This window comes from Deltaproteobacteria bacterium (assembly GCA_029858205.1).
In the GTDB taxonomy this organism is placed as follows: Bacteria; Desulfobacterota; GWC2-55-46; order GWC2-55-46; family DRQE01; genus JAOUFM01.
Genome location: JAOUFM010000002.1, coordinates 22,301 through 45,694 on the forward strand (window position 1 = coordinate 22,301; position 23,394 = coordinate 45,694).

Here is a 23,394-nt window from a genome sequence, read left to right on the forward strand (position 1 = left end):
CCATTTCCTCGTCTGGCATAAAACTGGACGGTTTTTAAAAAACACTATAAACATAATCACCATTGACAAGCCGTCATACCTAAGGTATGTTTTTACCATTGGTACAAAACTGCTCTAAAAGTAAAAAGCTTAACCGAGGTGTACCCCATGAAAAAGCTTACAAAAGCGAACACTAATCGAAAAGTTCATATTACATTGCCAGAAGAAACACATCAGCAATTACGCATCAAATGTGCCATTAAAGACATTACAATACAAGAGTTTGTAGCGCATCTCATTGAGGATTCCGTTTCAGATATTGAGGTAATAAAAAATGGCAATTATGCACAAAGAGAGAATTGAGCATTTGACACAAAATACAAAGCCCGCATGTTTAGATTTTTTTGCTGGTAGTGGACTTGTGGCCGAAGGCTTAAAAGATTTCTTTCAAACTGTGTGGGCAAATGACATCTGCAAAAAGAAAGCAAAGGTTTTTTGCGCCAATCACGATGAAAAAATTTTCAATCTAGGACCGATAGAAAAAATTAATGGCAACAACCTTCCAAGAGCCTCTTTATCTTGGGGAAGCTTCCCATGTCAAGACCTTTCATTAGCAGGCAATATGGGTGGGCTCTCCTCGTCTCGTAGTGGCCTAGTATGGCAATGGCTTCGCGTAATGGACGAATTACCACAAAAAACGCCTCTGGTAGTAGCAGAAAATGTCGTCGGATTGGTTTCGATGTCCAACGGTGAACATTACAAATTACTTCACAATGCTTTAGTTGAACGCGGTTATAAGGTTGGGGCTGTCATGTTAGATGCGGCGCACTGGGTTCCTCAGTCGCGGAAACGAATTTTTATTGTTGCCATTGATGCTAGCATTCCAACAGAGTTTTTCGAACTAAATAATCCCGGCTGGTGCCACACTCCGCCCCTTATACGAGCGGCAAAAAAGCTCAAAAAATGGGTATGGTGGAACATTCCCGAACCACCAACCAGAAAAAACGAACTAAGCGAATTAATCGAATACGATGCCCCTTGCGATGAACCACAAAAGCAAAAGTATCTTTTAAGCTTATTGCCAGAAAAACATCGTGAAAAAATAATGATCAACTCCAAAAATTACAAAAATGTTTTCCCAGGATACAAACGTATTCGCTACGGAAAACAAGTTTTGGAACTACGCTTTGACGGCGTAGCTGGCTGCTTACGAACTCCAGAAGGTGGCAGCAGTCGTCAACTTTTAGTCATCAAAGAAAACGAAACAATAAAAACCCGGTTGCTAACCCTTAAAGAGGTTACTGCCCTTATGGGAGCCCCTAAGCATTACAAATTACCAGGCAGTTATAACGATGGCTACAAAGCCATGGGTGATGCCGTAGCAGTACCTGTTTCACGGTATCTCGCAAAAAATTTACTTTTTCCACTCACCAAGCTAATTCAAGAAAGAGGGTTTTAATGACATTAAATAGCAAACTCGAAGAGTTCGCCAAAGCATATGACACAAAGGGAAAAGGGGCACTTTGCGTTGCATTAGTTATAACACGGCATGCAAAGAAAAAAGGTATGCCACTCAACCCAGACGAACTACTTACAGACGGCGGAGGACAAGTAATGGGACTGGGAAAAGCCGCTGTACAATCCATTTTAAAAGATTATGGCGTCGAACGTGTTCTCGCCGAAGAAGGCGGACGTACCAGTAGGGGTAGTGTTGGCAACATGAAGCAATATGTGGATTTCCTTAACGAGTTGCATGCAATAAACCCTATAGATTTCGAGCAATTAGAAGCGTGGTGGGTCGAGCGAGTAAAAGATTTTTTTTCTAGCAAACCTTTCACCTTAGGATTTGACGCATCAAAATCTTTTCGCACTATTATAAGAGACTTGCTGACACAAGCCGAAAAACGACAAGCAGAGCTAAGCGGTTCCACTTTCGTTGGCACAATGCTACAACATCTAGTAGGAGCAAAACTCAACCTTCTGCTTGACACCGCACCACAGCACCGTGGTGCCAGCGTTGCAGACAATGCTTCTGGAAAAGATGCGGATTTTCGCATTGACGATGTAGCCATACATGTAACCACCGCACCAACTGAAGCATTGATTCGAAAATGCAAAAGAAATCTTGATAGCGGCATAAAACCACTCATTATAACTAGATACCACGGAGTAGCGTTTGCCGAAGACCTTACCAAACAAGCAAATATTGCAGACAGAGTAGACATTTTCGATGCCGAACAATTCATCGCCGGGAACATATACGAAATTGGCAAATTCGGACAAACAGGTCGCCGAACAACAATAGAACAACTAATAAAAGAATACAACACGATTGTCGACGAATGCGAAACCGATCCCAGCTTGAAAATTACTATTAACTAATGACAGACGTTTTTTCGCCCAAAAAACGTAGCTGGATCATGGGGCGCATTCGGGGAAAAAATACAACTAGCGAACTAAAAATTCGCTCGCTATTACATCGTCTCGGCTTTCGCTTTAGACTTCATCACAAAGAACTTCCAGGCAAACCCGATATTATCTTCCATTCTCGCAAAGCTATAATTTTTGTCCACGGCTGCTTCTGGCATGGACATACTTGCAACAGAGGAAACCGCAAACCCAAAACAAATGCTAGTTATTGGGGCAATAAAATCAAGAAGAATGTGGAAAGAGATACCCTGCATCATGCCAAACTAGAAGCACTAGGATGGAAAATTCTTGTTATCTGGGAGTGTGAAATCAATAACACACAAAAACTTTCCAAACGACTCCATTCATTCCTTAAAGCCCCCCACATCACAAAAGATAAAGACCAAAAGCCGCCCCGCAGGGGCAAGTCTTCTAAAGACACTGGATTCCCGCCTGCGCGGGAATGACCAATTTTTACATCCGGGTGCAGGCGTCACGCCTGCCTCTCCCCAATCACCTTGGGCAGGCCGAGGGCCTGCACCCAAATATAAAAATCCCTCTCCCCGTCAAGGTCCGGGGAGAGGATTAAGGAGAGGGGTCCGGAGCTTTATCCTCTAAAAACCCCGAGGGTAAGATTGCTTCGTCGGCCTTCGGCCTCCTCGCAATGACTGCCCCACACCACCCCCACAGGCCGCCAAGTTTCGCGTCAGACGGGGACGCGGTCTTTGCCTAAACATAAACCCGCAAGTTGGCCGTCAGGCGAGGCGTGCGGGGATTTTCGACCAGAGGCGTATCACGTCCGATACGTCGAGGATCGAAAATTCACGCACAACGACGCATCACGGCCAAATCGCGGGTTTCTATATGATATTGTTTTTCCAACCCCTTTTTAGTACTATTTAGGTTGGAAAAACGTACCTCCTATGCCAAGAATACTGACAAAATACATCGCGCTCGAAATCGTAACGCCATTCCTATTATCCCTCGGCGTGCTCACCTCTACCGCCATGCTAAGCCGCCTAATCCGGCTAATCGAGATATTTTTCACCCAGGGCATCTCCCCTGACCGCTTCTTTATAATGCTCGTCGCCATAATACCCACGTTCCTTGTCTTCACAATACCGATGTCATTTCTCGTAGGCGTGCTCGTTGCCGCAACGAGGCTTAGCTTTGACAGCGAAATAACGGCCATGAAGTCCTCCGGCGTCGGGCTTACCTCCATCCTTAAGCCCGTGCTGCTGGTAGCTGTGTTCGCCTTTGCCGCGTCGCTTCTTACATCCCTCTACCTCTTCCCCTGGGGGTTTCGGACGACCGAGAGAATACTCTTAGACATCGCAGACGAGCACGCATCGAGCGTGTTCGAGGAGCAGACCTTCTACGATAAGTTCGCGGGTGTGACCTTCTACGTCGACAAGGTGGATAAAACCACCGGAGAGCTCGAAGGCGTGCTCATCGCAAGCGAGCCTGACGAAGGCCCGCCTGTGGTGATAATCGCGGAAAAAGGCGTTATCGCAAGGAGCGAGGACGGCGCCTCCGTGAACATGTACATGGCAAACGGCGCAGTGCAGAAGATACACGACGACGGCTCGTACCGCTTCGCGGCCTTCGATAGCTACCGGACCGGGCTCGGGCTCGTGCTCTCAAGTACAACGAGCAACAAGCTTAGAAGCAACGCCCTCACCCTCCCCGAGCTCTTTGCCAAGCTGCAGCTTGCAATCGACGGCAACATGCCCACACACAAGATAACGCTCGACATACATAAGCGGTTCGCCGTGCCGGCGGCCATCTTCGCCTTCGCGCTTATCGGGCTGCCGCTTGGGCTCCAGAAGGTCAGGAGCGCGAAGTTCACGGGCTTTGGCATAGCGATTGCCGTAATCGTCATATACTACATCCTTACGCGCACATTCGAGTCCCTTGGCGAGAGCGCGAAGATAGCGCCGGAGCTTGCGGCATGGGCTCCGGTCGGCATAATGCTCGTAGCAGGCGCGTGGCTTTTCAGGCGCGCGCAAAAGGAAAGAAGCATCGCGCTCGTGCATCATATCGGCGCGGCAATCGGCTCGATTACCGACAGGTTCGCAAAACGGGGAAGCGTCTGATGAAGACAATCGAGAAATACGTACTTAAGGAATTCCTGAAAATCCTTGTCCTCACCGTCGGCGGCATGACCGCGCTGTTTCTCGTAATCGACCTTGTTGAGAAGAGCGACGAGCTATTAAAGCACGGCTTCACGGCCGCGCTGACGCTTAAATACCTTGCCTTTAAGGTCCCGTCATTTCTTACGCTCACCATGCCGATTGCCCTTCTTCTCTCGGCATTCATCTCTACCGCGCTCCTTAATAAGCACGGCGAGATAAGCGCCATGAAGGCCGGCGGCATAAGGCTTACGAGAGTGCTCGTGCCGCTATTTATCGCGGCAGCCGTCATAAGCGTTGCCGTGATAATACTAAACGAGCGCGTCATACCGTTTACAGAAGGCGCGGCCACTGTAATGATGGAGGAAAAAGAAGGCAAGGAACTCGCCTTCGGCAGCAGAGGCGTGTGGTTTAAGTCCGGCGAGGTCATATACAACGTAAAAAAGATAGACGTGGAAAAACAATCACTCGAGGGCATAACCGCGTACTCGATAAAAAAGCCGTTCTCGCTCGAGGCGGTCGCCACATTCGAAAAGGCAACGTGGACAGGGTCTACGTGGAAGGCCTCGGGCAAGACCACGGCATGGAAGGTAAAAAACGGCGCGCCAAGCGCGCTAAAGGCCGATGCAGCGCTCCTTAGCGGCGTGAAAAACCCATCAGAGTTTGCAAAGGCCGAAAAAGGCATAGAGGCAATGGGGTATAAGGAACTAAAGCGCTACATACGTAGCCTTAAGCGCGGCGGGTACGACACGACCGCGCACAAGGTGGAGCTGCAATCGAAGCTCAGCTTCCCGTTCGTAAACCTCGTGATGCTCATTATCGGCATCCCTCTCGCACTTAAGACCGGAAGAGGCGCGGGCATGGCCGCGGGTGTTGCGCTAAGCCTCGCAATCGGCTTTGCCTTCTGGGTAGTGTTTGGGTTATGCAAATCCCTTGGCATGGAGGGCGCGGTGCCGCCTGTGGTGGCAGCGTGGTTTACGCCGGTTCTTTTCCTCTCTATCGGCGCTCTCATGTTCAGCTACGTAAAGCAGTAGCGCGATTGGCGCTTTGAAATCCCCAAAAAAAATGCTAAAATGCAAAACTATCATGTTTGGTAGAATCAAAACATTGGCAGCCGCCCTCATCTTCTTTGCCGCGCTCGTAACAGGCTGCGGCGAAAGAATCGACTTAATCGGCAAGCCAGCGCCCGAGTTCAAGCTAAAGCTCGTAATGAACAACGAGGCAGCCGGGCCCGAGATAGACTCGAAGAAGCTCAGCGGCAAGCCCTACATCCTCTACTACTTCGCAAGCTGGTGACTAAGGTGCAAGGACGAGGTCCCTCTCGTGAAGAGGGCTTACGAGGCAAATAAAGGCAAGGTCGAGGTAATCGGGGTCGGCATACAGGACTCGGAGGCGAACATAAAGAAGTTTGCGACCGAGCTCGGCATGCCGTGGCCCGTCGGGTTCGACTCGGACGGCTCTGTTGCCAAGGCCTTTGTCATAACATTTGGCGCGGGAATCGTGCACGTGGACTCATCCGGGGTCATACGCGCCTGGCACGGCACGACATTCTCGAGTAAGGACCTGGAAAAGGACATCAGCCTGATACTGCCGGGAACACACGCAGCACCCAAAACCCCTTAAAGAGCGGCGAGCGCAAGCCGCCAGGCATACCGTGCAAAAATACCCCGTAAAACCAATTGTCTTTGCCGCGATAATTACGGCAGCGCTCTTTCTTACGGCACAAAGCTCATTTTCGGACGAGATACACGAAGCTGTCGCAACCGGGGACGCGGCAAAGGTAAAAAAGCTTCTCATAGCGGGCGTGAATATACACAGCCGCTATTACAAAGACTCGCACTCAAGCCACGTCAACGGCCAGACGCCGCTGCACTTTGCGGCATTAAACGGCCAACACGAGATCATAAAACTCCTCCTTTATGCCGGCGCGGACCCAAACGACCATGGAACCGTGGACCGTGTTACGCCGCTGCACCTGGCGGCCAAGCACGCGAGCACGGAATCGGTAAAACTGCTAATCTCCAGCGGCGCAGACCCGGATAAGACGACATCGAACAAGCGCACCTTGCTCCACTTCGCTGCCGGCGGCGGCAACATAGAGACTATCAAGTTCCTGCTTGCCAGGGGCATGCACGTAAACGCCAGGGACGACGAAGAAAGAACGCCGCTTCACTATGCCGCATGGGGCGGTCACAAAGATGCGGTCGCATTTCTGCTGACAAACGGCGCCGACATAAAGGCGAGGACATCTTACAGAACAACCACGCTTGATCTTGCAACAACCTCCGGGAATAAAGAAACAGTGGAACTTCTTATTGCAAAAGGCGCGAACGTAAACGGGACGGGCTCTATCTACAACTCAACGCCGCTGCATATTGCCGTTGCAAACGGCCATATGGACATTGCAGAAGTTCTGCTCAAAAACGGCGCGAACGTGAACATTACGACATGGCACAACGGAACGCCTCTGCACATGGCCACAGAATACGGCCTTAAGGACATGGCAGAATTCCTCATAAAGAACGGCGCGGCCATTAACGCATCGACAATGCGCCACGAAACGCCGCTGCATCTCGCCGCAGGAAAGGGTTTTACCGACATCGCCGAGATACTCATCAAAAACGGCGCAAACGTCAACGCAACGACAAATACCCTTGAAACGCCCCTGGTACGAACAAAGAAAATCGGGGACGAGCAATTGCGGCAAAAGATGCAGGACCTTCTTAAAAAACACGGAGCAAAGTAAAACCAATGAACGGGTTACCCGGTAAACTCGAAAAGCTATTTGGGATTGCCGCCATGACAATAGTAATCCTGCTTTTTGGTCTCATGATAGACCTTTTCATGGGACTGCCCGTAACCAAAGCAGCCATCAAAACAAGCAATATCTGGCTGCTGATACCGGGCTACCTGTTATTGATCGCCTTCTGGATAGGCGGCGAAGCAGCCGCTGGCCTGTTCCTGAAAAAAGAAGAAAAGGAAAACACAAAAACAGAACCTATCAAATTCAGCGCCGCAAGAATTCCGGTATTACTCGCAAAAGCTGCAGTGATACTCCCCGTATACTGCCTTCTACTGTATATAATGTGGCAGATTTTTAAAGCCCTCGGCATCGACGTCTTCTAAACAACCACATAACAAGCCAGCAAATTGGGGCACAAAACCACACACCCTTTCGGCCAGCCAAGTTTTGCGTCAGACGAGGCAGAGGCGGTTTTTTCGCAGAGGCGTATTTTGGTAATACGTCGAGCAAGGAAAAACCGCCTCAACGAAGTATGGCGCAAAAATCGGCTGGCCATCTCATTACCCTCTGGCTTTTCCTGGCAAAATGCCTTATACTTATAAGTTGCGCCTGTATCCCGGGCCCAATACTATGGGTAAGCACACTAAGACAGCGCATATACCGGAAGAGATGTTCTTCAAGACCCCTGAAGACGCGGCCGGGGCCAACATCGACACCCTCGTCATCGAAGGGCTTCGTCAAAACAACCTTAAGAACATCTCCCTCTCCATTCCGCACGACAAAATCACGGTAGTCACCGGACTAAGCGGCTCGGGAAAATCCTCGCTCGTCTTCGATACTCTCTTTGCCGAAGGCAGGTGGAGGTTCATGGAATCGCTCTCCACATACACACGGCTATTCCTCGAAAGGATGGACCGCCCGGACTTGGATAAGATCACCAACATACGGCCGTCCGTGGCAATCGAGCAGAAAAACCCGGTAAGAACGAGCCGCTCAACTGTCGGGACCTCGACGGAGATAAACGACTACCTCAGGCTCCTGTACGCCCGCATAGGCAAACTCAACTGCGTTGAATGCGGCAATGACGTTGCATCCAACTCGCCCGAGAGCGCGGCAGAAGGCCTTATAAAGGCGCATACCGGCAAAAAGGCTGCGATAGGGTTTTACTTTGAAATAAAGAAAGGCGCCAAGGACGCGATAACCCCGCTCGTTAAAAAAGGGTTCGTAAAGATACGTCAGGGCAGCGAAACAATTGATATAAGCGAAGAAGCAGCGCCGAAAAATCTTGCCGGCAATATCAAGGTAATAGCCGACAGAGTCGAAGTAAAGCCGGAAAACCTTTCGCGCATAACAGAGGCCTTTGAAACGGCCTTCAAGGAAGGCTCGAACAGGGCATGGGCAGAGGCATACGGCGCGGATAAGACGTACGAGCTCGAGTTTTCGCGCGAACTAAGGTGCGTTGCCTGCCATGCGCCCGGAGACAAGCCCTCGCCGATACTCTTTTCATTTAACCACCCGCTTGGCGCCTGCCCCGTGTGCAAGGGGTTTGGCAACACGCTTAACTACGACGAAGATAAGATAGTGCCAAATAAGGAGCGCACCCTCTCTGACGGCGCCATCGAGCCGTGGACAAAGCCCGCGTACAGGTGGTGGCACGACGAACTCATGGCAAACGCAGAGGCCTACGACATAGACGTGAATAAACGCTACTCGAGGCTCTCGAAGAGAGAAAAGGCGCTTTTATTCGACGGCACCGATGACTTCGAGGGCATAAACGACTTTTTCAAGCACCTTGAGACAAAGAAGTACAAGCTCCACATACGCGTCTTTATCTCCAGGTTCAAGGGCATGAACGTGTGCACCGAGTGTAGCGGAGCGCGCCTTAAGAAAGAGGCCCTGGCCGTTACGATAAACGGCAAGAACATCGCCGAGGCAAGCAGCCTTACCATAGAAGAGGCAATCGGGTTTTTCGGCTCGCTAAAGCTCGGCTCTGCCGAAAAAAAGATAGCGGCAGAGCCGCTTCGCCAGGTGATGCTAAAGCTCGGCTTTCTTTCCTCGACCGGGCTAAAGTACATAACGCTCGACCGAATGAGCCGTACATTATCGAACGGCGAGGCGCAGCGCGTTCAGCTCAGTACGCAGCTTGCCTCGTCCCTGACGGGCGTCCTCTATATCCTGGACGAGCCCTCCATAGGGCTCCATCCCTCTGACGTGGACATGCTTATAGAAACGATAAAGAAACTATCAGGCATAGGCAACACCGTTGTCATAGTCGAGCACGACATGAGCTTTGTCAGGGCCTCCGACCATATTGTCGAGCTCGGCCCGGGCTCAGGCGAGTTCGGCGGAAGGCTCGTGTACTCGGGCTCAAGAGAAGAGTTCCTGAAAAACCCTGGCACCCTCACCTCCCTTTACGCAACAGGGGCAAAGCGCATCTCAACACCTTCGTGGCGGCGTAAGGGCAAGGGCGGCACAGTAGAGCTAAAGGGCGCGAGGGGTAATAACTTAAAGGGCATAGACCTCTCAATCCCGCTCCAGACCATGACCTGCGTAACAGGGGTGTCGGGCTCTGGGAAAAGCACGCTTATAGTCGACACGCTCTATAACGCTTTGGCAAAGAAACTTGGCGAAAAGGCCGAGCGGCCGCTCGAGTTCGACACTCTTACCGGAGCGGGCCTTGTAACGGCCGTAAAGCTCATAGACCAGGAGCCAATTGGCAAGACGCCAAGAAGCAACCCGGTAACATACATCGGCGCCTTCGACGAGATAAGAACGCTCTTTGCATCGCTAAAATCCTCGGCAGCCATGGACTTGACAGCCGGGCACTTCAGCTTCAACGTCCCGGGCGGCAGGTGCGAGACATGCGGCGGAGAAGGGTTTGAAAAGCTCGAGATGTACTTTCTCCCGGACGTGTACTCGAGCTGCAGCGCATGCGCAGGAAAAAGATTCAAACCTCAGGTGCTTGAGATAAAGCTTGCGGGAAAGAACATAAACGACGTGCTTGGCATGACCTTTGACGAGGCGACACGGTTTTTCAAATCCACTCCGAAGATAACCGACAAACTTGCCATTGTTCGCGACGTTGGGCTCGGGTACTTAAGGCTCGGGCAGCCTGCGACGACACTTTCCGGGGGCGAGGCGCAGCGCCTAAAGATCGCGCGCGAGCTTAGCCCCGGCTACGAGGGCGGATGCCTCTACATAATGGATGAACCGACAACAGGGCTCCACCCAGAAGACGTACGCACGCTCATCACAGTGCTTGGCAAGCTCGTTGACACCGGAAGCACGGTCCTCATCATCGAGCACAACATGGAGCTTGCCAAGACAGCGGACCTTATCATAGACCTTGGCCCCGGAGGCGGGGCAAACGGCGGTGAGATAACGGCAATAGGCACGCCCGAAGATGTCGCAAAGAGCAAAAAAAGCCGCACAGCCAGGTTCCTGGCCAAGGCGCTTGCTGAAACCGATTGAGCATGGTGAAGCGCTTTTTGCCCTGACTGTGGTAAAAATGACACACAGGGGTCTTTCTCTCCTTGACATAACGTGCGTATAAGAGTATCATATAGGCTGTCCAAGTAGTCCCAATCCAACAAAGGATGCACATGAAAAAAATAAAGAAAATCATATTTATAGAGTCGCGTTCACCCGATTTCCACATATTTTCGAGAACAGCGCTGCCGCGTCTTGGCACGATACTTCTCGGAACAATCCTGAAGAACGCCGGCTACGATGTAAAAAGTTATGTCGAGACGGTCGAGGACCTCGATCTGGAAGACGCTTTGAGCGCCGACCTGGTAGGGATATCATCCATAACCTCGACAACGCCGAGGTCGTATGAGATAGCAAAGGTTCTTCAGAAGTCAGGGGTTCCGGTCTTCATGGGCGGCCCCCACGTCACCTACATGACCGAAGAAGCGCTCGAGCACTGCGACTACGTGATACGCGGCGAGGCCGACGACATAATCGTGGATTTCGTAAAAACGCTCGAAGCCGGCAAAGGCTTCGAGAACATCCCCGGGCTGTCGTTTAAAAAGGACGGCGCCATAGTGCATAACCGCACAGTGGCCTCGTGCAAGGACGTAAATACGCTGCCAATACCCGACTTCTCCATCGTTCACGGGCTTGAACAGGAAGCCAACAAAAAGCTCTCTCTTACCCCCATAATGACATCCAGGGGCTGCCCCTACGACTGCAGCTTCTGCTCGGTTACGCAGATGTTCGGCCAAAAGTACCGCTTCCGCAGCATGGAAAAGGTAATGGAAGAGCTCGAGTACCAGCTAAAGCGCGGCACGGAGTGGGTGTTCTTCTACGACGACAACTTTACCGCCAACAGGCAGCGCACCAAGGAACTCCTGACCGAAATGATAAAAAGAGGGCTCACGCCAAAGTGGACCGCTCAGGTCAGGGTCGAGACGGCAAAGGATGCCGAGCTTATAGACCTCATGAAGAGGGCCGGCTGCCATACCGTCTATATAGGGTTTGAATCGGTTAACCCGGAAACGCTCAAGGCCTATAACAAGAAACAATCGGTCGGCGACATAGAGCACTGCATAAAGATACTACACAAGAACGGCATACGCATACACGGCATGTTCGTCTTCGGCTCGGACATGGACGACGTAAGCACCATACACGAGACCGTGAGGTTCGCGAAGAAAAACGATCTCGAAAGCATCCAGTTCATGATACTCACTCCGCTTCCGGGAACGAGACTCCACCACGAACTCGACAAGGACGGCCGCATATTCTCCAAGGACTGGAGCATCTACGACGCCCACCACGTCGTATACTCGCCAAAGAAGATGAGCTACTTCGAGCTCCAGAGCGAGACGATGCAGGCATACAAGGACTTCTACACGCTCTGGCAGATAACCAAGCGTCTGGTGCGTATGGACATCCACAACGTGGCCATCAAGGCCTACGGAAGAAACCTCATAAGGAAGTGGATTAGCAAGAACCAGTACTTCATCGACTACACGCACTCGATTACCAAGGCCGGGCGCGCCATAGAGATAGCCGCAAAGAAGAGCGCCGACGACATCAAGGAAAAATTCCACCGGATAGAACTTGCCCGCCTCGGCTCAACACAACCAAAAACGAAGGAATCTTTTTAAAACGCCGCGCATATGAGACCACTTGCCGCATCCGGACATACGGCAGCGCTAAAAACCGCCATCGCAGCTTTTGCCGCGTTCGCGGCCTTTGGCCTCGGCGCCGGCCCCGCATCGGCAAATACCGGAGAAACAGGCATTTCCCCGGCGCTTCTTTGGGGCAATAACGCCTCCAATATCGAACGCGCATGCGCTCTGCTTGAAGCAATTGCAACCGCAAAGCCGTGCGACGCGTGCAGGGCCAGAACCCCGCAAAACTTCTCGCGCGCCCTCGCCTCCATGGATTATCCGCGGGAGGTCGAGAAAAATTCAGAAGCTCTCGGCATAAAATTGAACTGCGAAGGCTGCCACGGCCAGGACGGCTCGCTAAAGCCTGCCGTTGACGCCGAAACCGACACGCCTGATGCGGCCGAAATAACCGATATCGGCGATGAAGCCTCCGTCGACGCAGAGGTCGCCGGCGAGTACGCTGAACCTCTCGAGGAAATACCCGCCGTGGTCACGCCTGCAGAGAGCGATAAAAACACCGCTACGGCAGCGGCGCCGCAAAGCGACAGCGAGGCCCAGGAAGCGGCAACGAACTTCGTCCCCGTGCTTTCAAACGCCAAAGTGGACGCCTTCAAAAGATACTTCCAGACGCGCGGCAAGGACATCTTTTCAAAGTGGCTAGACAGAAGCAAGGCATACATGCCCATGGTGCTCGATATACTCGAAAAAGAGGGGCTCCCCGAAGACATCGCCTACCTGGCCCTCATAGAGAGCGGCTATAACCCGCACGCAAAGTCACGGGCCGGCGCCGTAGGCATATGGCAGTTCATGCCCGGAACAGCGAGAAAATACGGGCTAAGGGTCGACTGGTGGATAGACGAAAGAAAAGACCCGGAAAAGGCCACCAAGGCGGCCGCAGACTATCTAAACGACCTCTACGACCGCTTCGATTCGTGGTACCTCGCGGCAGCCGGGTATAACGCGGGAGAAGGCAGGATAGAACGAGCACTCAGAAGATTCAAGGCCGACAACTACTGGGACATAGCCTCCAATAAACGCGCCCTCAAAAGGGAAACAAGGGAGTACGTGCCAAAGTACCTTGCGGCCATAATAATAGCCAAGGAGCCAGAGTGCTACGGTTTCATGCCGACCAACACCGAAAGCGACTACGTCTACGATACTGTCGAGATACGGCACTCTACCGACATAAACGTCATAGCAAAAGCGGCAGGCACAACCGCAACTGAACTAAAGCGCCTGAACCCGGAGCTTAACCGCTGGTTCACGCCGCCAGACTATAAGAACTACAAGATAAAGCTCCCTGTCGGAACAAAGGCGGCCTTCCTCGAGAATATACAGAAGGTTCCGGAGCCCGAGCGCCTGAGGTTCCACATGCACAAGGTAAAACGTGGCGAAACGCTCTCGACGATTGCCCGTAAATACGGCACGAGCGTGCAGCCGATACTGTATTTGAACAACATAAAGAACGTGCGCTCGCTTAAAAACGGCACGATGATAGCCGTGCCCGTAAGGGCCGTTGGCCGAGCCGAGGCGCAGACAGACCCGGCATTAAAGGTCACGCCGAAAAAGACCACTATCGCAAAGACAGGCCGCAAATAACCGTTTCGCGCCGCGCTATCTTGAACTAACCGCAAAAAAACACCGCAGAGCCAAATAATCCGACAAAAGAGGTACAAAACAAAATGTTCAAAACAGTTGAGTGGAAGAATAACGCCGTCGTGATGCTCGATCAAACGCTTTTGCCGACAACTGTCGTATACAGGAAGTACACCGACTATAGAGACGTTGCGAGCGCGATAAAGAGGCTCGTGGTACGCGGCGCGCCTGCAATAGGCGTTTCAGCGGCCCTTGGCATAGCGCTTGGCGCAAAACGGAGCACGGCAAAGACCGACGCTAGCTTTGCATCCGACTTTAAAAAGATATGCTCCCTCATCGCCTCAACGCGCCCAACTGCCGTGAACCTCTTCTGGGCAGTAAAGCGCATGCAGGGCGTGTTTGCCGAGTCCAAAGGCCAGGGCATGGCAAAGATAAAAGCCAGGCTCGAGGCAGAGGCAAAAAAGATACTCAAAGACGACATAGAGATAAACAAGGCCATGGGCAGAAACGGCGCAAGGCTCATAAAAAATAACTCAACCGTGCTAACGCACTGTAACGCAGGAGCCCTTGCAACAGCAGGCTACGGCACGGCACTTGGCGTAATAAGGGGCGCAGTGGACGCCGGAAAAAAGATACGCGTCTTTGCAGACGAAACGCGCCCGGTTATGCAGGGCTCGCGCCTTACCGCATGGGAACTCATGGAGGACGGCATAGACGTTACTCTCATCACCGACAACATGGCCGGAGCGATGATGCAAAAGGGCCTCATCGACGCCGTGGTCGTCGGCGCGGACAGAATAGCGGCAAACGGAGATACTGCCAATAAGATAGGAACTTACTCTGTTGCGGTGCTCGCAAAGGCGCACAAGATACCGTTCTACGTCGCTGCCCCGCTCTCGACCATTGACACCTCCCTTAAGCACGGCTCGCTCATACCGATAGAGGAAAGAGAATCGACCGAGGTAACGGAAGTAAGAGGCGTTCGCACTGCTCCAAAGGGCGTAAAGGTTAAGAACCCTGCCTTTGACGTAACTCCGTCGTCCCTCATACGCGGCATAATAACCGAAAAAGGCGTTGCAACAGCGCCCTACAACGCATCGATAAAGAAGCTATTCGGGAAATAACGGCCCCTGCCCCTTTTCCTGCCCTTTGAAAGGGCAGGAAAAGGGCTTAAAATCATAGCTATTGCCTTTATCAGCGCCACCTGTTAAGATGCCTAAATATTAGGCAGGCATGCAGAACCAACCCACACATCACGAAAACATTCTCGAGAGCCTTCCAGACGCAGTCATATTCGTCGACAGGAAGATGAGGGTCGAGGTGTTTACGCAATCGGCCGAGAGAATACTCGAAGTATCGCGGGGCCGCGTCATATGGAAAAACGCGGACGAGGCCCTCTCCTTAAACGAGTGGATAGTGAAACTCGTAAAGCGAAGCCTTGATGAGGGAATGCGGTTTTACTCGCACGAGGGGCTCGTCACCAGACGCATCTCAAAGCCTCTCGCGGTAAAGGTCTCGACAGCGCCAGTCACCGACCAAAGCGGCGCTCTCTCGGGCGTTGTCTGCTTTATCAGGGAGTCAGGCGGCGTAACGCCGATAGAGGCCGAAAGCAGGAGAAAAGAAGACCTCGAAAAGATAGAGGCCTTTGCCATGCACGTTGCCCACGAGATAAAGAACCCGCTTGGAGGCATACGCGGCGCAGCGCAGATGCTCACAAAACGCCTAAAAGAGAAAAAGCACCTTGAGCTTGCCTCCATAATCACTGAATCCTCGGACCGCCTCTCGGCCATCCTGGACGACATGCTTGGGTTATCTGGCAAGCCGCGCGGCGGCAAGAAAGCCGTTAACGTGCACAAGGCCATAGACAACGCGATAAAGAGCTTCGAATCCGGCGCCGACGCCCCGCTATTTATAAGAAACTACGACCCGAGCCTGCCGCCTGTACTCGGCAACGAGGGCCGCCTAACACAGGTATTCGTAAACGTCATAAAGAACGCGTGCGAGGCAGTGGCCAGAAGAAACGGCGAGGTTACCATTTCAAGCCGCATGGTAACCGAGTTCCATGTCATAGAGTCCGGGTCAAAGGAAGAAAAATTCGTAGAGATCGCGGTAACGGATAACGGCAAAGGCATCCCAAAGGAAGACCTGGAAAAGGTGCTCATGCCCTTCTATACGACCAAGAAAGGCGGCAGCGGCATGGGCCTTGGCCTCTCGTACAGGATAATAAAGGAACACGGCGGGTTTTTTAGGATCGAGCCCTCGCCTATAGGCGGCACAAGCGTTAAAATATATCTACCCCTGGAGACCGTGAAATGAGCAAAACAATACTCGTGGCCGACGACGACAAAGGGATACTCCGGCTGCTCGAGATATTTCTAAAGGAAAAAGGGCTAAGGCCAGTGTGCGTACCGGACGGCGCATCGGCCATAAAACGCGCGGTAGAGGCCGATATAGCGGTGCTCGACATAAACATGCCGGAGATGGACGGCCTGGACGTGCTAAACGAAATCAAAAAAACGCGGCCCTCCATGCCGGTTATCATCATGACAGCGGACTCGACGATGAAGAACACGATAGAGGCCATGAAGTGCGGGGCCTTTGACTACGTCACCAAACCAATCGACATAGACGAGTTCGAGGTGATACTCGACAAGGCAGTCGAGGACATGCGCCTTAGAGGCGAAGTGGCCGAACTAAGAGAACGCCTTTACGAGGCCACCGAGGCAGGCGCGCTACGGTTCATAGGAAAAAGCAAAAAGGCCCTCGACACCTTCAAGGCAATAGGCAGGATAGCTTCAAAGGACGTGACCGTGCTCCTAAGGGGCGAGAGCGGCACTGGCAAGGAACTCGTTGCAAGGCTCATACACTCTAACAGCCAGAGACGCGATAATCCATTTATCGCCCTTAACTCCGCTGCCGTGCCAAAAGAACTACTGGAGAGCGAGCTCTTTGGCCACGAAAAAGGCGCGTTCACGGGCGCAACCGAGGCGAAAAAAGGCAAGTTCGAGCTCGCAAACACAGGCACGCTCCTTCTTGACGAAATCGGCGACATGGAAATGGGGCTTCAGGCAAAGCTTTTAAGGGCCCTTCAGGATAAGGAGTTCTACCGCGTTGGCGGAAAAGCGCCGATAAAAGTGGACATACGCATCATAAGCGCGACAAACCAGGACCTCGAGGCAATGGTAGAGAAAAAGCGTTTTCGCGAGGACCTCTTCTACAGGCTAAATGTCGTCGGGCTAACGCTACCTCCGCTAAGGGAAAGGCGCGGCGACATAGAGCTTCTAACAGAGCACTTTCTGGCTGCGATAGCGAAGGAGACAGGGGCAGCGAGAAAGTCTCTGTCGGCCGCGGCAAAGGCGGCAATGGAGGAGTACCAGTGGCCAGGAAACATCCGGGAACTCGAAAATACGCTTCGGCGGGCCGCGTTCTTATCTGGCGCAGAGGTGCTTACGCCAACCGACCTCGCGCTTCCAGGCAAGAAGGCTAAAAAAGACTCTATCGAAGAACTCATAGAGGCAAGGCTCGAGCCTTTTGTAACGAAAAGCTCGTCAGCCGGAGACCTCTACGACGCTGTGATGCCGTTTCTCGAGCGCCCTCTTATAAAGCTCGTCTTAAAAAAGACCCGCTTTAACCAGGTAAAGGCCGCAGAAATGCTCGGCATAAACAGAAATACGCTTAGAAAAAAAATACACGACCTGAAAATAACAAAGAAGGACATGAAACAGGGATAGGCCCCTCATTATGGCAAAGCGCTCTACCGCAACCAAACCCACTGCCCGGCTTTCTAACTGCTTCATCATGGGCGACAACCTGGAGGTCATGGCCTCGCTTAGCGCAGCCGGGCTTGCCAAAAGCGCCATGCTTATCTATATAGACCCGCCCTTTCTCTCGGGCGTCGACTATTCCAAGCGCAGCGGCAAAGGAAAAAAACAGTTCGCGTACACAGATAAATTCTCGCGTGAGGGCTATCTCGAGATGCTAAGGCCGCGCCTGACACTCATGCACACCCTCCTTGCCGACACCGGAAAAATATTCGTGCACTGCGACTGGCGGGCAAGCCACCTTATAAGGACGCTTCTTGACGAAATATTCGGGGCAGAAAACTTTCTTAACGAAATCGTCTGGCATTACGGCGGGCGCGGGGCAAAGGCGGTATCAGGGCAGTTCGCGAGGAACCACGACTCCATATACGCCTACGGCAAAACAAAAAGAGCAAAACTCAAAAAACTCTACATTGAACGAAAAATGACGCTAAAAGAGGCCGCCGCCCTCGGGTACCGGGCGGACGAAAAAGGCCGCGTATTCAAGACGGCGCCTCGCGGCGATTACACCGATAAAAGCATAGCAACCCTTGAAAAACAGGGGCGCGTGCATACCACGAAAAACGGCAAGGTGCGCATAAAGTACTTCCTTGAAAAGCGCGGCAACCTGTTTGTCGAAAAAATACCGGTTGGCGACGTGTGGAGCGACATCCCGGACGCCATGCACATGCCACTAAAAGAACGCACGGGATACCCCACTCAAAAGCCGGAGACGCTTCTAAGGCGCATAATCGAATGCTCGACCGACGAAGGAGACCTGGTGATGGATTTTTTCGCAGGCTCGGGCACGACCGCTTCGGCGGCAACGGCGCTTAAAAGAAAATGGATAATCGCCGACTCCTCGCCCGTTGCGGCGAAAACCGCATCCAGACGCCTTAAGGCGCGAAATAGCGGATTGTAAACAGCCGCGGCCCGATATATAATTAAAGCAGAAGGGATGCGAAAATGGCTACCACACTGCACTCAAAACAGGCCTCTATAAGCGGAGTACAGAAGACCGCCAACTTTTGCGGCCACGTCTTCGGGGGCGGCATAAACGCCAGGGGCGCGGTCTTTGAAGCGCTTGCCGATTTTAAGGGCGCGGTCTTTCACGGTGCAGCCGACTTCTCGGGCGCGATATTTAGAGACGGCGCTGATTTCTCAGGGGCACGGTTCATACCCAAAAACAACACTGAAAAGGAAGACGTTTCCTTCCTTTCCTCCATATTCCTCTCTGAGACGAACTTCTCGGGGGTAAGCTTCGACAACACCGGAAACGTGGATTTCTCGCAAGCATCGTTTAGCGGGCAGGGAAACGCCCTTTTCCTCTCGGCCGTCTTTAAAAACAGCGGCAGCGTGAACTTCACCGGAGCGGTGTTCAAGAACCTAAAGGGTGTCGAGTTCTCGGACGCGGCATTCCAAAACGGCAGGGACGTGCTCTTCTCAGGCATTTCGTTTGCGTGTAAGCGGATAGTCTCTTTTACCCGGACGAAATTCGCCAATTCCGGCAAGGTTCACTTCTACAGAAATAACTTCATAAACGACTCGAGCGCAACTTTTTCATACGCCGCGTTCACATGCCGCGACGGCGCGGAGTTCTCGGAAAACGTATTTACTAACGACGGACGGGTGCTCTTCTACGAGGCCGACTTCGCAGAGACAAGGATGCTTGTCTTCTCCGAATGCATTTTCGCTGCAAGGCACGGCGTGGACTTTTCGCTCGTACGCTTCCCATCCTCAGGCGAAACGCTCTTTAGCAGATGCTACTTCAAGGGATCTGGCAAGAAGGAGGACTCCGAGGATTTCGACGTCACATTCGAGAACTCGGCCTTCAGAGAGACCTCCTTCGAAGGTGGCGAGATAAAATGGCTCTCGGACATCACAAAGGCGAACCCGAAGACTATCCCTCTGGACGCTCTCATAGAGGCCAGAGAGGCCGAGCTCGAGCGCAGTCGCGCATCGTCTAACATAGGCCCCTACGAGATAGCCGCGCCTGCGTGGACAAAAGGGCTTTCTATAAGAACGCCTGAGCTGCTGCACGTCTTCGACGAGGACGCGCTCGTGTCCTGGTGCGCGCTCTCGACGGACTCATCCAAGAACCTCACCTTTCGCCGCGTGAACCTCCATAAGTCCGTATTCGACGGCGTCACGCTCTCGAACGTACAACTAAATGCCGTAAACTGGCTATCCGATGGATCCAGGGATGTGCTCTATTCCGAAAGAATACTAAAAGACCGTATAAAAAGAAAAGAACTAAGACGCGGCACGGTAAAGTTCAAGAGCGCACTCGACGACCTCGCCGACCAGTACACGCAGCTAAAGAACAACCTGGAGACCAAGCGAAGCTACGCTCAGGCCGGGAACTTCCACTACGGCGAGATGGAGACCATGCGCATGGGATTTAACGCCATCTGGAGGGCGCTGTCGCTAACGAACCTGTACCGCATCTCTTCCGGGTACGGCGAGAGGCCCGGGCGCGCCCTCTTCTATACGCTCTTTCTCGCAAGCTGCCTGACGTTTTTCGCAATGGCCTCGCTCGACTATTACAGCCCCTCGTTCGTCGACGCCTCTACCGACGGCTTCGTATCTGCATTCATAAAGCTCTACGCGAACTTCGCCTCGCCGTTCTGGAAAGCAACAGAGGACTCGGCCTTCTCCTCCATGAACTCGGAGAACTGGTGGTTTTTCGTCATAACATTCGTCGGGCGGATAATATTCTATCTCCAGACGACCATATTCGCTCTCACCCTTAGAAGGAGGTTCAAGAGATAATATGCCCGGGACAGGGAAAAAGATACGCGGCCTTTACGCTGTCATAGACCTTGCCTACGTGAGGCCGGAAAACGCCGCGGCCCTGGCCGCCAAGCTTATTACCTCCGGCGCACGCACGGTGCAGCTTCGGGCAAAGGACGTGCCTGCGCGCGAGGCCCTCATCGCGGCAAAGAAGATACGCGAGGTAGCAGCGCGCCAGAAGACCCTCTTCATGGTGAACGACAGAATAGACATCGCGCTTGCCTCCGGGGCAGGCGGCATACACATAGGCCAGGACGACCTGCCGCCAAGAGAGGCAAGAAAGCTTCTTGGCGAAGAAACAATCATCGGGTTCTCCACACACAACGAGGCCGAGGTGCGAGACGCTGACAAGCTCTTTACCGAGGGCGTAATAAACTATATTTCCTTTGGCCCGATATTCCCGACCGTATCGAAAAAGGACGCGCGCCCTGCCGTCGGCATCGAGGGGCTTAGAAAGGCGCGTGTCCTTACGAAAGCGCCGATTGCCGCAATAGGCGGCATAACAGAAAAGAACATCCGCGACGTAGTGGCTGCAGGAGCAGACGCCTGCGCCGTGATATCGGCTATACTCACTGCCCCGGACGCGGCGGAAAAAGCGGCATTCCTCGCAACAATAATAAACGCTGCGCAAAAACACAGACACGAATAAATACCGTTGAAACCTGCGGCAAAGCGTTATAAAATGAACTGATTAACCGGTTAAAAGGAGACGTATGAACGAACAGGCGAAAAACAAAGGCTCGGTAACAATCGTTCTTTTCAGCGGAGATCTCGACAAGGCAATAGCCGCATTTGTCATATCGACGGCAGCGGCTTCGATGGGCATGAGCGTAAACATATTCTTCACCTTCTGGGGCCTGAACGTCATAAAGAAGGAAGGCGGCCTCATAAAAGGGCAGAACTGGATGCAGAAGATGCTAAACATCATGAACTACGGGCACGCAAAAAAGCTCGCCCTCTCGAAGATGAACATGGCAGGCATGGGCCCTGCTATGCTAAAGGTCATGATGGGGCAGAAAAAGGTGCCGAGCCTGAAAGAGTTCATCTCGACGGCCAGGGCCCTTGGCGTAAAGTTTTACCCCTGCGAAATGAGCATGACGGTCATGGGGCTTACGAAAGAAGACTTCATAGACGAGTGCGACGACATTATCGGCGCTGTTTCTTACATCGCAAAAGCAAAGGAATCGGAAATCAACCTTTTCATATAGGAGAACAATGACAGACTTTAACGTAAATAAAACGCTGGATGCCAGAGGGCTTAGCTGCCCTATGCCGTCGGTAAAAACAGCTCTCACGCTCGAGACGATGAAGAGCGGCGAGGTGCTTGAAATTATCACCGATGACCCGATATCCAAAAGAGACCTTCCGGTGTGGGCGGAATCTACCGGCAACGAGCTTCTCTCGCTTGTCGAGGAAGCGCCGACGATAAAGATATACTTAAAAAAGGCCTGAAAAACAGCCTCCCGTTATTTACGGATTATACCCGCTCTCGCCGTGCTCCGAGAGATCGAGCCCCTCGACCTCGTCTTCCCTGCTTACGCGAAGTTTAGTTATCTTTCCGGTTATCTTCAAAAGCGCCAATGTCGCGGCTACCGAGAATAACGCCGTCACGATTACGCCCATAAGCTGGACGAATAAAAAGTGAGCAGAGCCCGAGCTAAAGAGCCCTTCTACGCCTATGGAGCCAAAAAGCCCGAGAGAGGCGATTCCCCACATCCCGGCTATGCCGTGTATGCCAAAGACGTCGAGCGTATCGTCGTACTTGAACTTCACCTTTAATACGCTTACCGCGTAGTAGCAGAGCGCGCCCCCGGCGAGCCCGACTATCATGGCAGCGCCAACGCCGACAAACCCAGCGCATCCGGTTATGGAGCCAAGCCCCGCTACCGCCCCGGACACGGCGCCAAGGAGCGTGGGCTTGCCTCTATGAAGCTTTTCTATCACTGTCCACGAAAGCACTCCTGCGGCAGCCGAGACGTTGGTCGTAACAAAACTCATCACAGCAACGTCGTTTACGCCAAGTGCGCTTCCGGCGTTGAAGCCGAACCAGCCAAACCAGAGAAGCCCCATGCCAAGGAGTGTTAGCGGAAGGTTATGCGGAGCCATGAGCTCTCTGCCGTAGTTATGCCGTTTGCCAACCACTATACAGGCGGTAAGCGCCGAGAACCCTGAGCTTACGTGCACGACAAGCCCTCCGGCAAAATCCATTACGCCAAGGGAAGAAAGCCAGCCGCCACCCCAGACCCAGTGGCAAAGCGGGACATATACGAATGTCAGCCAGAGAAGGCTAAAGAGCGCGATTGCAGAAAACCTCATCCTCTCGGCAACGCCTCCGGTAATGAGCGCAACCGTAACAACCGCGAACATGCCCTGGAAAATAGCGAAGACCTCGTTTGGTATTGTCCTGCCGCCAAGGTCAGCGCCTCCAAAACTAAAGAGCGCGTGCTTAACGCTTCCGATAACGCCCATCACATCAGGGCCAAAGGAGAGCGTATAGCCCCAGACCACCCACGAAACCCCGATAAGGCCGAGCATAAAAAAGCTCTGCATCATCATGGAGAGCGCGTTCTTTCTCCGCGCCATTCCCGCGTAAAAGAGCGCGAGCCCGGGCACCATCAGCATCACAAGTGCCGTTGATATAAGCACCCAGAGCGTATCGGCCTTGTCAAACGAGACGCCGCCATCGGCATAAGCCGAGCCTGCCTGCATAAGAAGCATTGCCGCGAAGCCGCTAATGAGAGCTTTTTTCATAACAGTCAATCCTCCGGTGTTTTATTTGATAAAAAAACGGCGCTTTCTCCGTAAGGAGAAAGCGCCGCTGC

At 52.6% G+C, this 23,394-nt stretch carries 20 protein-coding genes and 2 pseudogenes; 21 read left to right on the forward strand and 1 reads right to left on the reverse strand.

Going from position 1 to position 23,394, the window contains the following annotated elements; all coding sequences use genetic code 11:
* The first annotated feature begins 147 nt into the window (after window positions 1–147).
* The 21 genes and pseudogenes from OEV59_01570 (at window position 148) to OEV59_01670 (ending at window position 22,024) form a co-directional block, all read left to right on the forward strand.
* On the forward strand, window positions 148–342 hold the full coding sequence (locus OEV59_01570; GenBank protein MDH4226433.1) for a hypothetical protein: 195 nt from the start codon (window positions 148–150) through the stop codon (window positions 340–342).
* Window positions 314–1,438, forward strand: a complete 1,125-nt coding sequence (gene dcm, locus OEV59_01575) for a DNA (cytosine-5-)-methyltransferase (GenBank protein ID MDH4226434.1) — start codon at window positions 314–316, stop codon at window positions 1,436–1,438. The genes OEV59_01570 and dcm overlap by 29 nt, the downstream gene beginning before the upstream one ends.
* The gene (locus OEV59_01580) at window positions 1,438–2,361 is read left to right on the forward strand and encodes a DUF4928 family protein (GenBank protein ID MDH4226435.1); all 924 of its coding nucleotides are present in this window, start codon (window positions 1,438–1,440) and stop codon (window positions 2,359–2,361) included. Before dcm ends, OEV59_01580 begins: the two co-directional genes overlap by 1 nt.
* Window positions 2,361–2,765 (forward strand): annotated as a pseudogene (locus OEV59_01585) (very short patch repair endonuclease). Before OEV59_01580 ends, OEV59_01585 begins: the two are co-directional and overlap by 1 nt.
* Before the next feature lie 546 nt (window positions 2,766–3,311).
* The gene (gene lptF, locus OEV59_01590) at window positions 3,312–4,484 is read left to right on the forward strand and encodes an LPS export ABC transporter permease LptF (protein ID MDH4226436.1); all 1,173 of its coding nucleotides are present in this window, start codon (window positions 3,312–3,314) and stop codon (window positions 4,482–4,484) included.
* Window positions 4,484–5,554 (forward strand): LPS export ABC transporter permease LptG, encoded by a 1,071-nt coding sequence (lptG, locus tag OEV59_01595; protein MDH4226437.1) that lies wholly within the window; start codon window positions 4,484–4,486, stop codon window positions 5,552–5,554. The genes lptF and lptG overlap by 1 nt, the downstream gene beginning before the upstream one ends.
* A 31-nt stretch (window positions 5,555–5,585) precedes the next feature.
* Complete coding sequence (locus OEV59_01600; GenBank protein MDH4226438.1) at window positions 5,586–5,816, forward strand: hypothetical protein; 231 nt, start codon at window positions 5,586–5,588, stop codon at window positions 5,814–5,816.
* An 18-nt stretch (window positions 5,817–5,834) separates the two neighbouring features.
* Window positions 5,835–6,143 (forward strand): annotated as a pseudogene (locus OEV59_01605) (redoxin domain-containing protein).
* A gap of 31 nt (window positions 6,144–6,174) precedes the next feature.
* A complete protein-coding gene (locus tag OEV59_01610) occupies window positions 6,175–7,266 on the forward strand; it encodes an ankyrin repeat domain-containing protein (protein ID MDH4226439.1) in 1,092 nt (363 codons plus the stop codon).
* A 5-nt stretch (window positions 7,267–7,271) separates the two neighbouring features.
* Complete coding sequence (locus OEV59_01615) at window positions 7,272–7,646, forward strand: hypothetical protein (GenBank protein ID MDH4226440.1); 375 nt, start codon at window positions 7,272–7,274, stop codon at window positions 7,644–7,646.
* A 247-nt stretch (window positions 7,647–7,893) separates the two neighbouring features.
* Window positions 7,894–10,734, forward strand: coding sequence for an excinuclease ABC subunit UvrA (gene uvrA / locus OEV59_01620; protein MDH4226441.1), 2,841 nt, complete (start codon window positions 7,894–7,896; stop codon window positions 10,732–10,734).
* A 131-nt stretch (window positions 10,735–10,865) separates the two neighbouring features.
* Window positions 10,866–12,377 (forward strand): B12-binding domain-containing radical SAM protein, encoded by a 1,512-nt coding sequence (locus tag OEV59_01625; protein ID MDH4226442.1) that lies wholly within the window; start codon window positions 10,866–10,868, stop codon window positions 12,375–12,377.
* Window positions 12,378–12,389: 12 nt separating this feature from the next.
* Entirely contained in the window at window positions 12,390–13,982 is a 1,593-nt protein-coding gene (locus OEV59_01630) for a transglycosylase SLT domain-containing protein (GenBank protein MDH4226443.1), read from the forward strand.
* Between the two features lie 83 nt (window positions 13,983–14,065).
* Entirely contained in the window at window positions 14,066–15,103 is a 1,038-nt protein-coding gene (gene mtnA, locus OEV59_01635) for an S-methyl-5-thioribose-1-phosphate isomerase (GenBank protein ID MDH4226444.1), read from the forward strand.
* 109 nt (window positions 15,104–15,212) lie between these two features.
* Window positions 15,213–16,295, forward strand: a complete 1,083-nt coding sequence (locus OEV59_01640) for an ATP-binding protein (protein ID MDH4226445.1) — start codon at window positions 15,213–15,215, stop codon at window positions 16,293–16,295.
* Window positions 16,292–17,710 carry a sigma-54 dependent transcriptional regulator gene (locus tag OEV59_01645; GenBank protein MDH4226446.1) on the forward strand — a complete coding sequence of 473 codons (1,419 nt, stop codon included), beginning with the start codon at window positions 16,292–16,294 and terminating at the stop codon, window positions 17,708–17,710. Before OEV59_01640 ends, OEV59_01645 begins: the two co-directional genes overlap by 4 nt.
* A gap of 67 nt (window positions 17,711–17,777) precedes the next feature.
* A complete protein-coding gene (locus tag OEV59_01650) occupies window positions 17,778–18,701 on the forward strand; it encodes a site-specific DNA-methyltransferase (protein MDH4226447.1) in 924 nt (307 codons plus the stop codon).
* A gap of 44 nt (window positions 18,702–18,745) precedes the next feature.
* Window positions 18,746–20,551: a pentapeptide repeat-containing protein gene (locus OEV59_01655; GenBank protein ID MDH4226448.1), complete on the forward strand. Its 1,806-nt coding sequence runs from the start codon at window positions 18,746–18,748 to the stop codon at window positions 20,549–20,551.
* Window position 20,552: 1 nt separating this feature from the next.
* A complete protein-coding gene (gene thiE, locus OEV59_01660; GenBank protein ID MDH4226449.1) occupies window positions 20,553–21,221 on the forward strand; it encodes a thiamine phosphate synthase in 669 nt (222 codons plus the stop codon).
* 64 nt (window positions 21,222–21,285) lie between these two features.
* On the forward strand, window positions 21,286–21,780 hold the full coding sequence (locus OEV59_01665) for a DsrE/DsrF/DrsH-like family protein (GenBank protein ID MDH4226450.1): 495 nt from the start codon (window positions 21,286–21,288) through the stop codon (window positions 21,778–21,780).
* A 7-nt stretch (window positions 21,781–21,787) separates the two neighbouring features.
* Complete coding sequence (locus OEV59_01670) at window positions 21,788–22,024, forward strand: sulfurtransferase TusA family protein (protein MDH4226451.1); 237 nt, start codon at window positions 21,788–21,790, stop codon at window positions 22,022–22,024.
* 18 nt (window positions 22,025–22,042) lie between these two features.
* On the opposite strand, the gene OEV59_01675 is transcribed toward OEV59_01670, so the two are convergent.
* Window positions 22,043–23,323, reverse strand: a complete 1,281-nt coding sequence (locus OEV59_01675) for an ammonium transporter (GenBank protein ID MDH4226452.1) — start codon at window positions 23,321–23,323, stop codon at window positions 22,043–22,045.
* Between the last annotated feature and the right edge of the window lie 71 nt (window positions 23,324–23,394).

What these genes read in the sequence shown, in the direction of transcription:
- OEV59_01665 (MDH4226450.1), top strand. Translation starts at nt 21,286, where the DNA reads ATGAACGAACAGGCGAAAAACAAAGGCTCGGTAACAATCGTTCTTTTC.
- OEV59_01580 (MDH4226435.1), top strand. Translation starts at nt 1,438, where the DNA reads ATGACATTAAATAGCAAACTCGAAGAGTTCGCCAAAGCATATGACACA.
- OEV59_01670 (MDH4226451.1), top strand. Translation starts at nt 21,788, where the DNA reads ATGACAGACTTTAACGTAAATAAAACGCTGGATGCCAGAGGGCTTAGC.
- thiE (MDH4226449.1), top strand. Translation starts at nt 20,553, where the DNA reads ATGCCCGGGACAGGGAAAAAGATACGCGGCCTTTACGCTGTCATAGAC.
- uvrA (MDH4226441.1), top strand. Translation starts at nt 7,894, where the DNA reads ATGGGTAAGCACACTAAGACAGCGCATATACCGGAAGAGATGTTCTTC.
- dcm (MDH4226434.1), top strand. Translation starts at nt 314, where the DNA reads ATGGCAATTATGCACAAAGAGAGAATTGAGCATTTGACACAAAATACA.
- OEV59_01640 (MDH4226445.1), top strand. Translation starts at nt 15,213, where the DNA reads ATGCAGAACCAACCCACACATCACGAAAACATTCTCGAGAGCCTTCCA.
- lptF (MDH4226436.1), top strand. Translation starts at nt 3,312, where the DNA reads ATGCCAAGAATACTGACAAAATACATCGCGCTCGAAATCGTAACGCCA.
- lptG (MDH4226437.1), top strand. Translation starts at nt 4,484, where the DNA reads ATGAAGACAATCGAGAAATACGTACTTAAGGAATTCCTGAAAATCCTT.
- OEV59_01630 (MDH4226443.1), top strand. Translation starts at nt 12,390, where the DNA reads ATGAGACCACTTGCCGCATCCGGACATACGGCAGCGCTAAAAACCGCC.
- OEV59_01650 (MDH4226447.1), top strand. Translation starts at nt 17,778, where the DNA reads ATGGGCGACAACCTGGAGGTCATGGCCTCGCTTAGCGCAGCCGGGCTT.
- OEV59_01615 (MDH4226440.1), top strand. Translation starts at nt 7,272, where the DNA reads ATGAACGGGTTACCCGGTAAACTCGAAAAGCTATTTGGGATTGCCGCC.
- OEV59_01570 (MDH4226433.1), top strand. Translation starts at nt 148, where the DNA reads ATGAAAAAGCTTACAAAAGCGAACACTAATCGAAAAGTTCATATTACA.
- OEV59_01625 (MDH4226442.1), top strand. Translation starts at nt 10,866, where the DNA reads ATGAAAAAAATAAAGAAAATCATATTTATAGAGTCGCGTTCACCCGAT.
- OEV59_01675 (MDH4226452.1), bottom strand. Translation starts at nt 23,323, where the DNA reads ATGAAAAAAGCTCTCATTAGCGGCTTCGCGGCAATGCTTCTTATGCAG.
- OEV59_01655 (MDH4226448.1), top strand. Translation starts at nt 18,746, where the DNA reads ATGGCTACCACACTGCACTCAAAACAGGCCTCTATAAGCGGAGTACAG.
- OEV59_01600 (MDH4226438.1), top strand. Translation starts at nt 5,586, where the DNA reads ATGCTAAAATGCAAAACTATCATGTTTGGTAGAATCAAAACATTGGCA.
- mtnA (MDH4226444.1), top strand. Translation starts at nt 14,066, where the DNA reads ATGTTCAAAACAGTTGAGTGGAAGAATAACGCCGTCGTGATGCTCGAT.
- OEV59_01645 (MDH4226446.1), top strand. Translation starts at nt 16,292, where the DNA reads ATGAGCAAAACAATACTCGTGGCCGACGACGACAAAGGGATACTCCGG.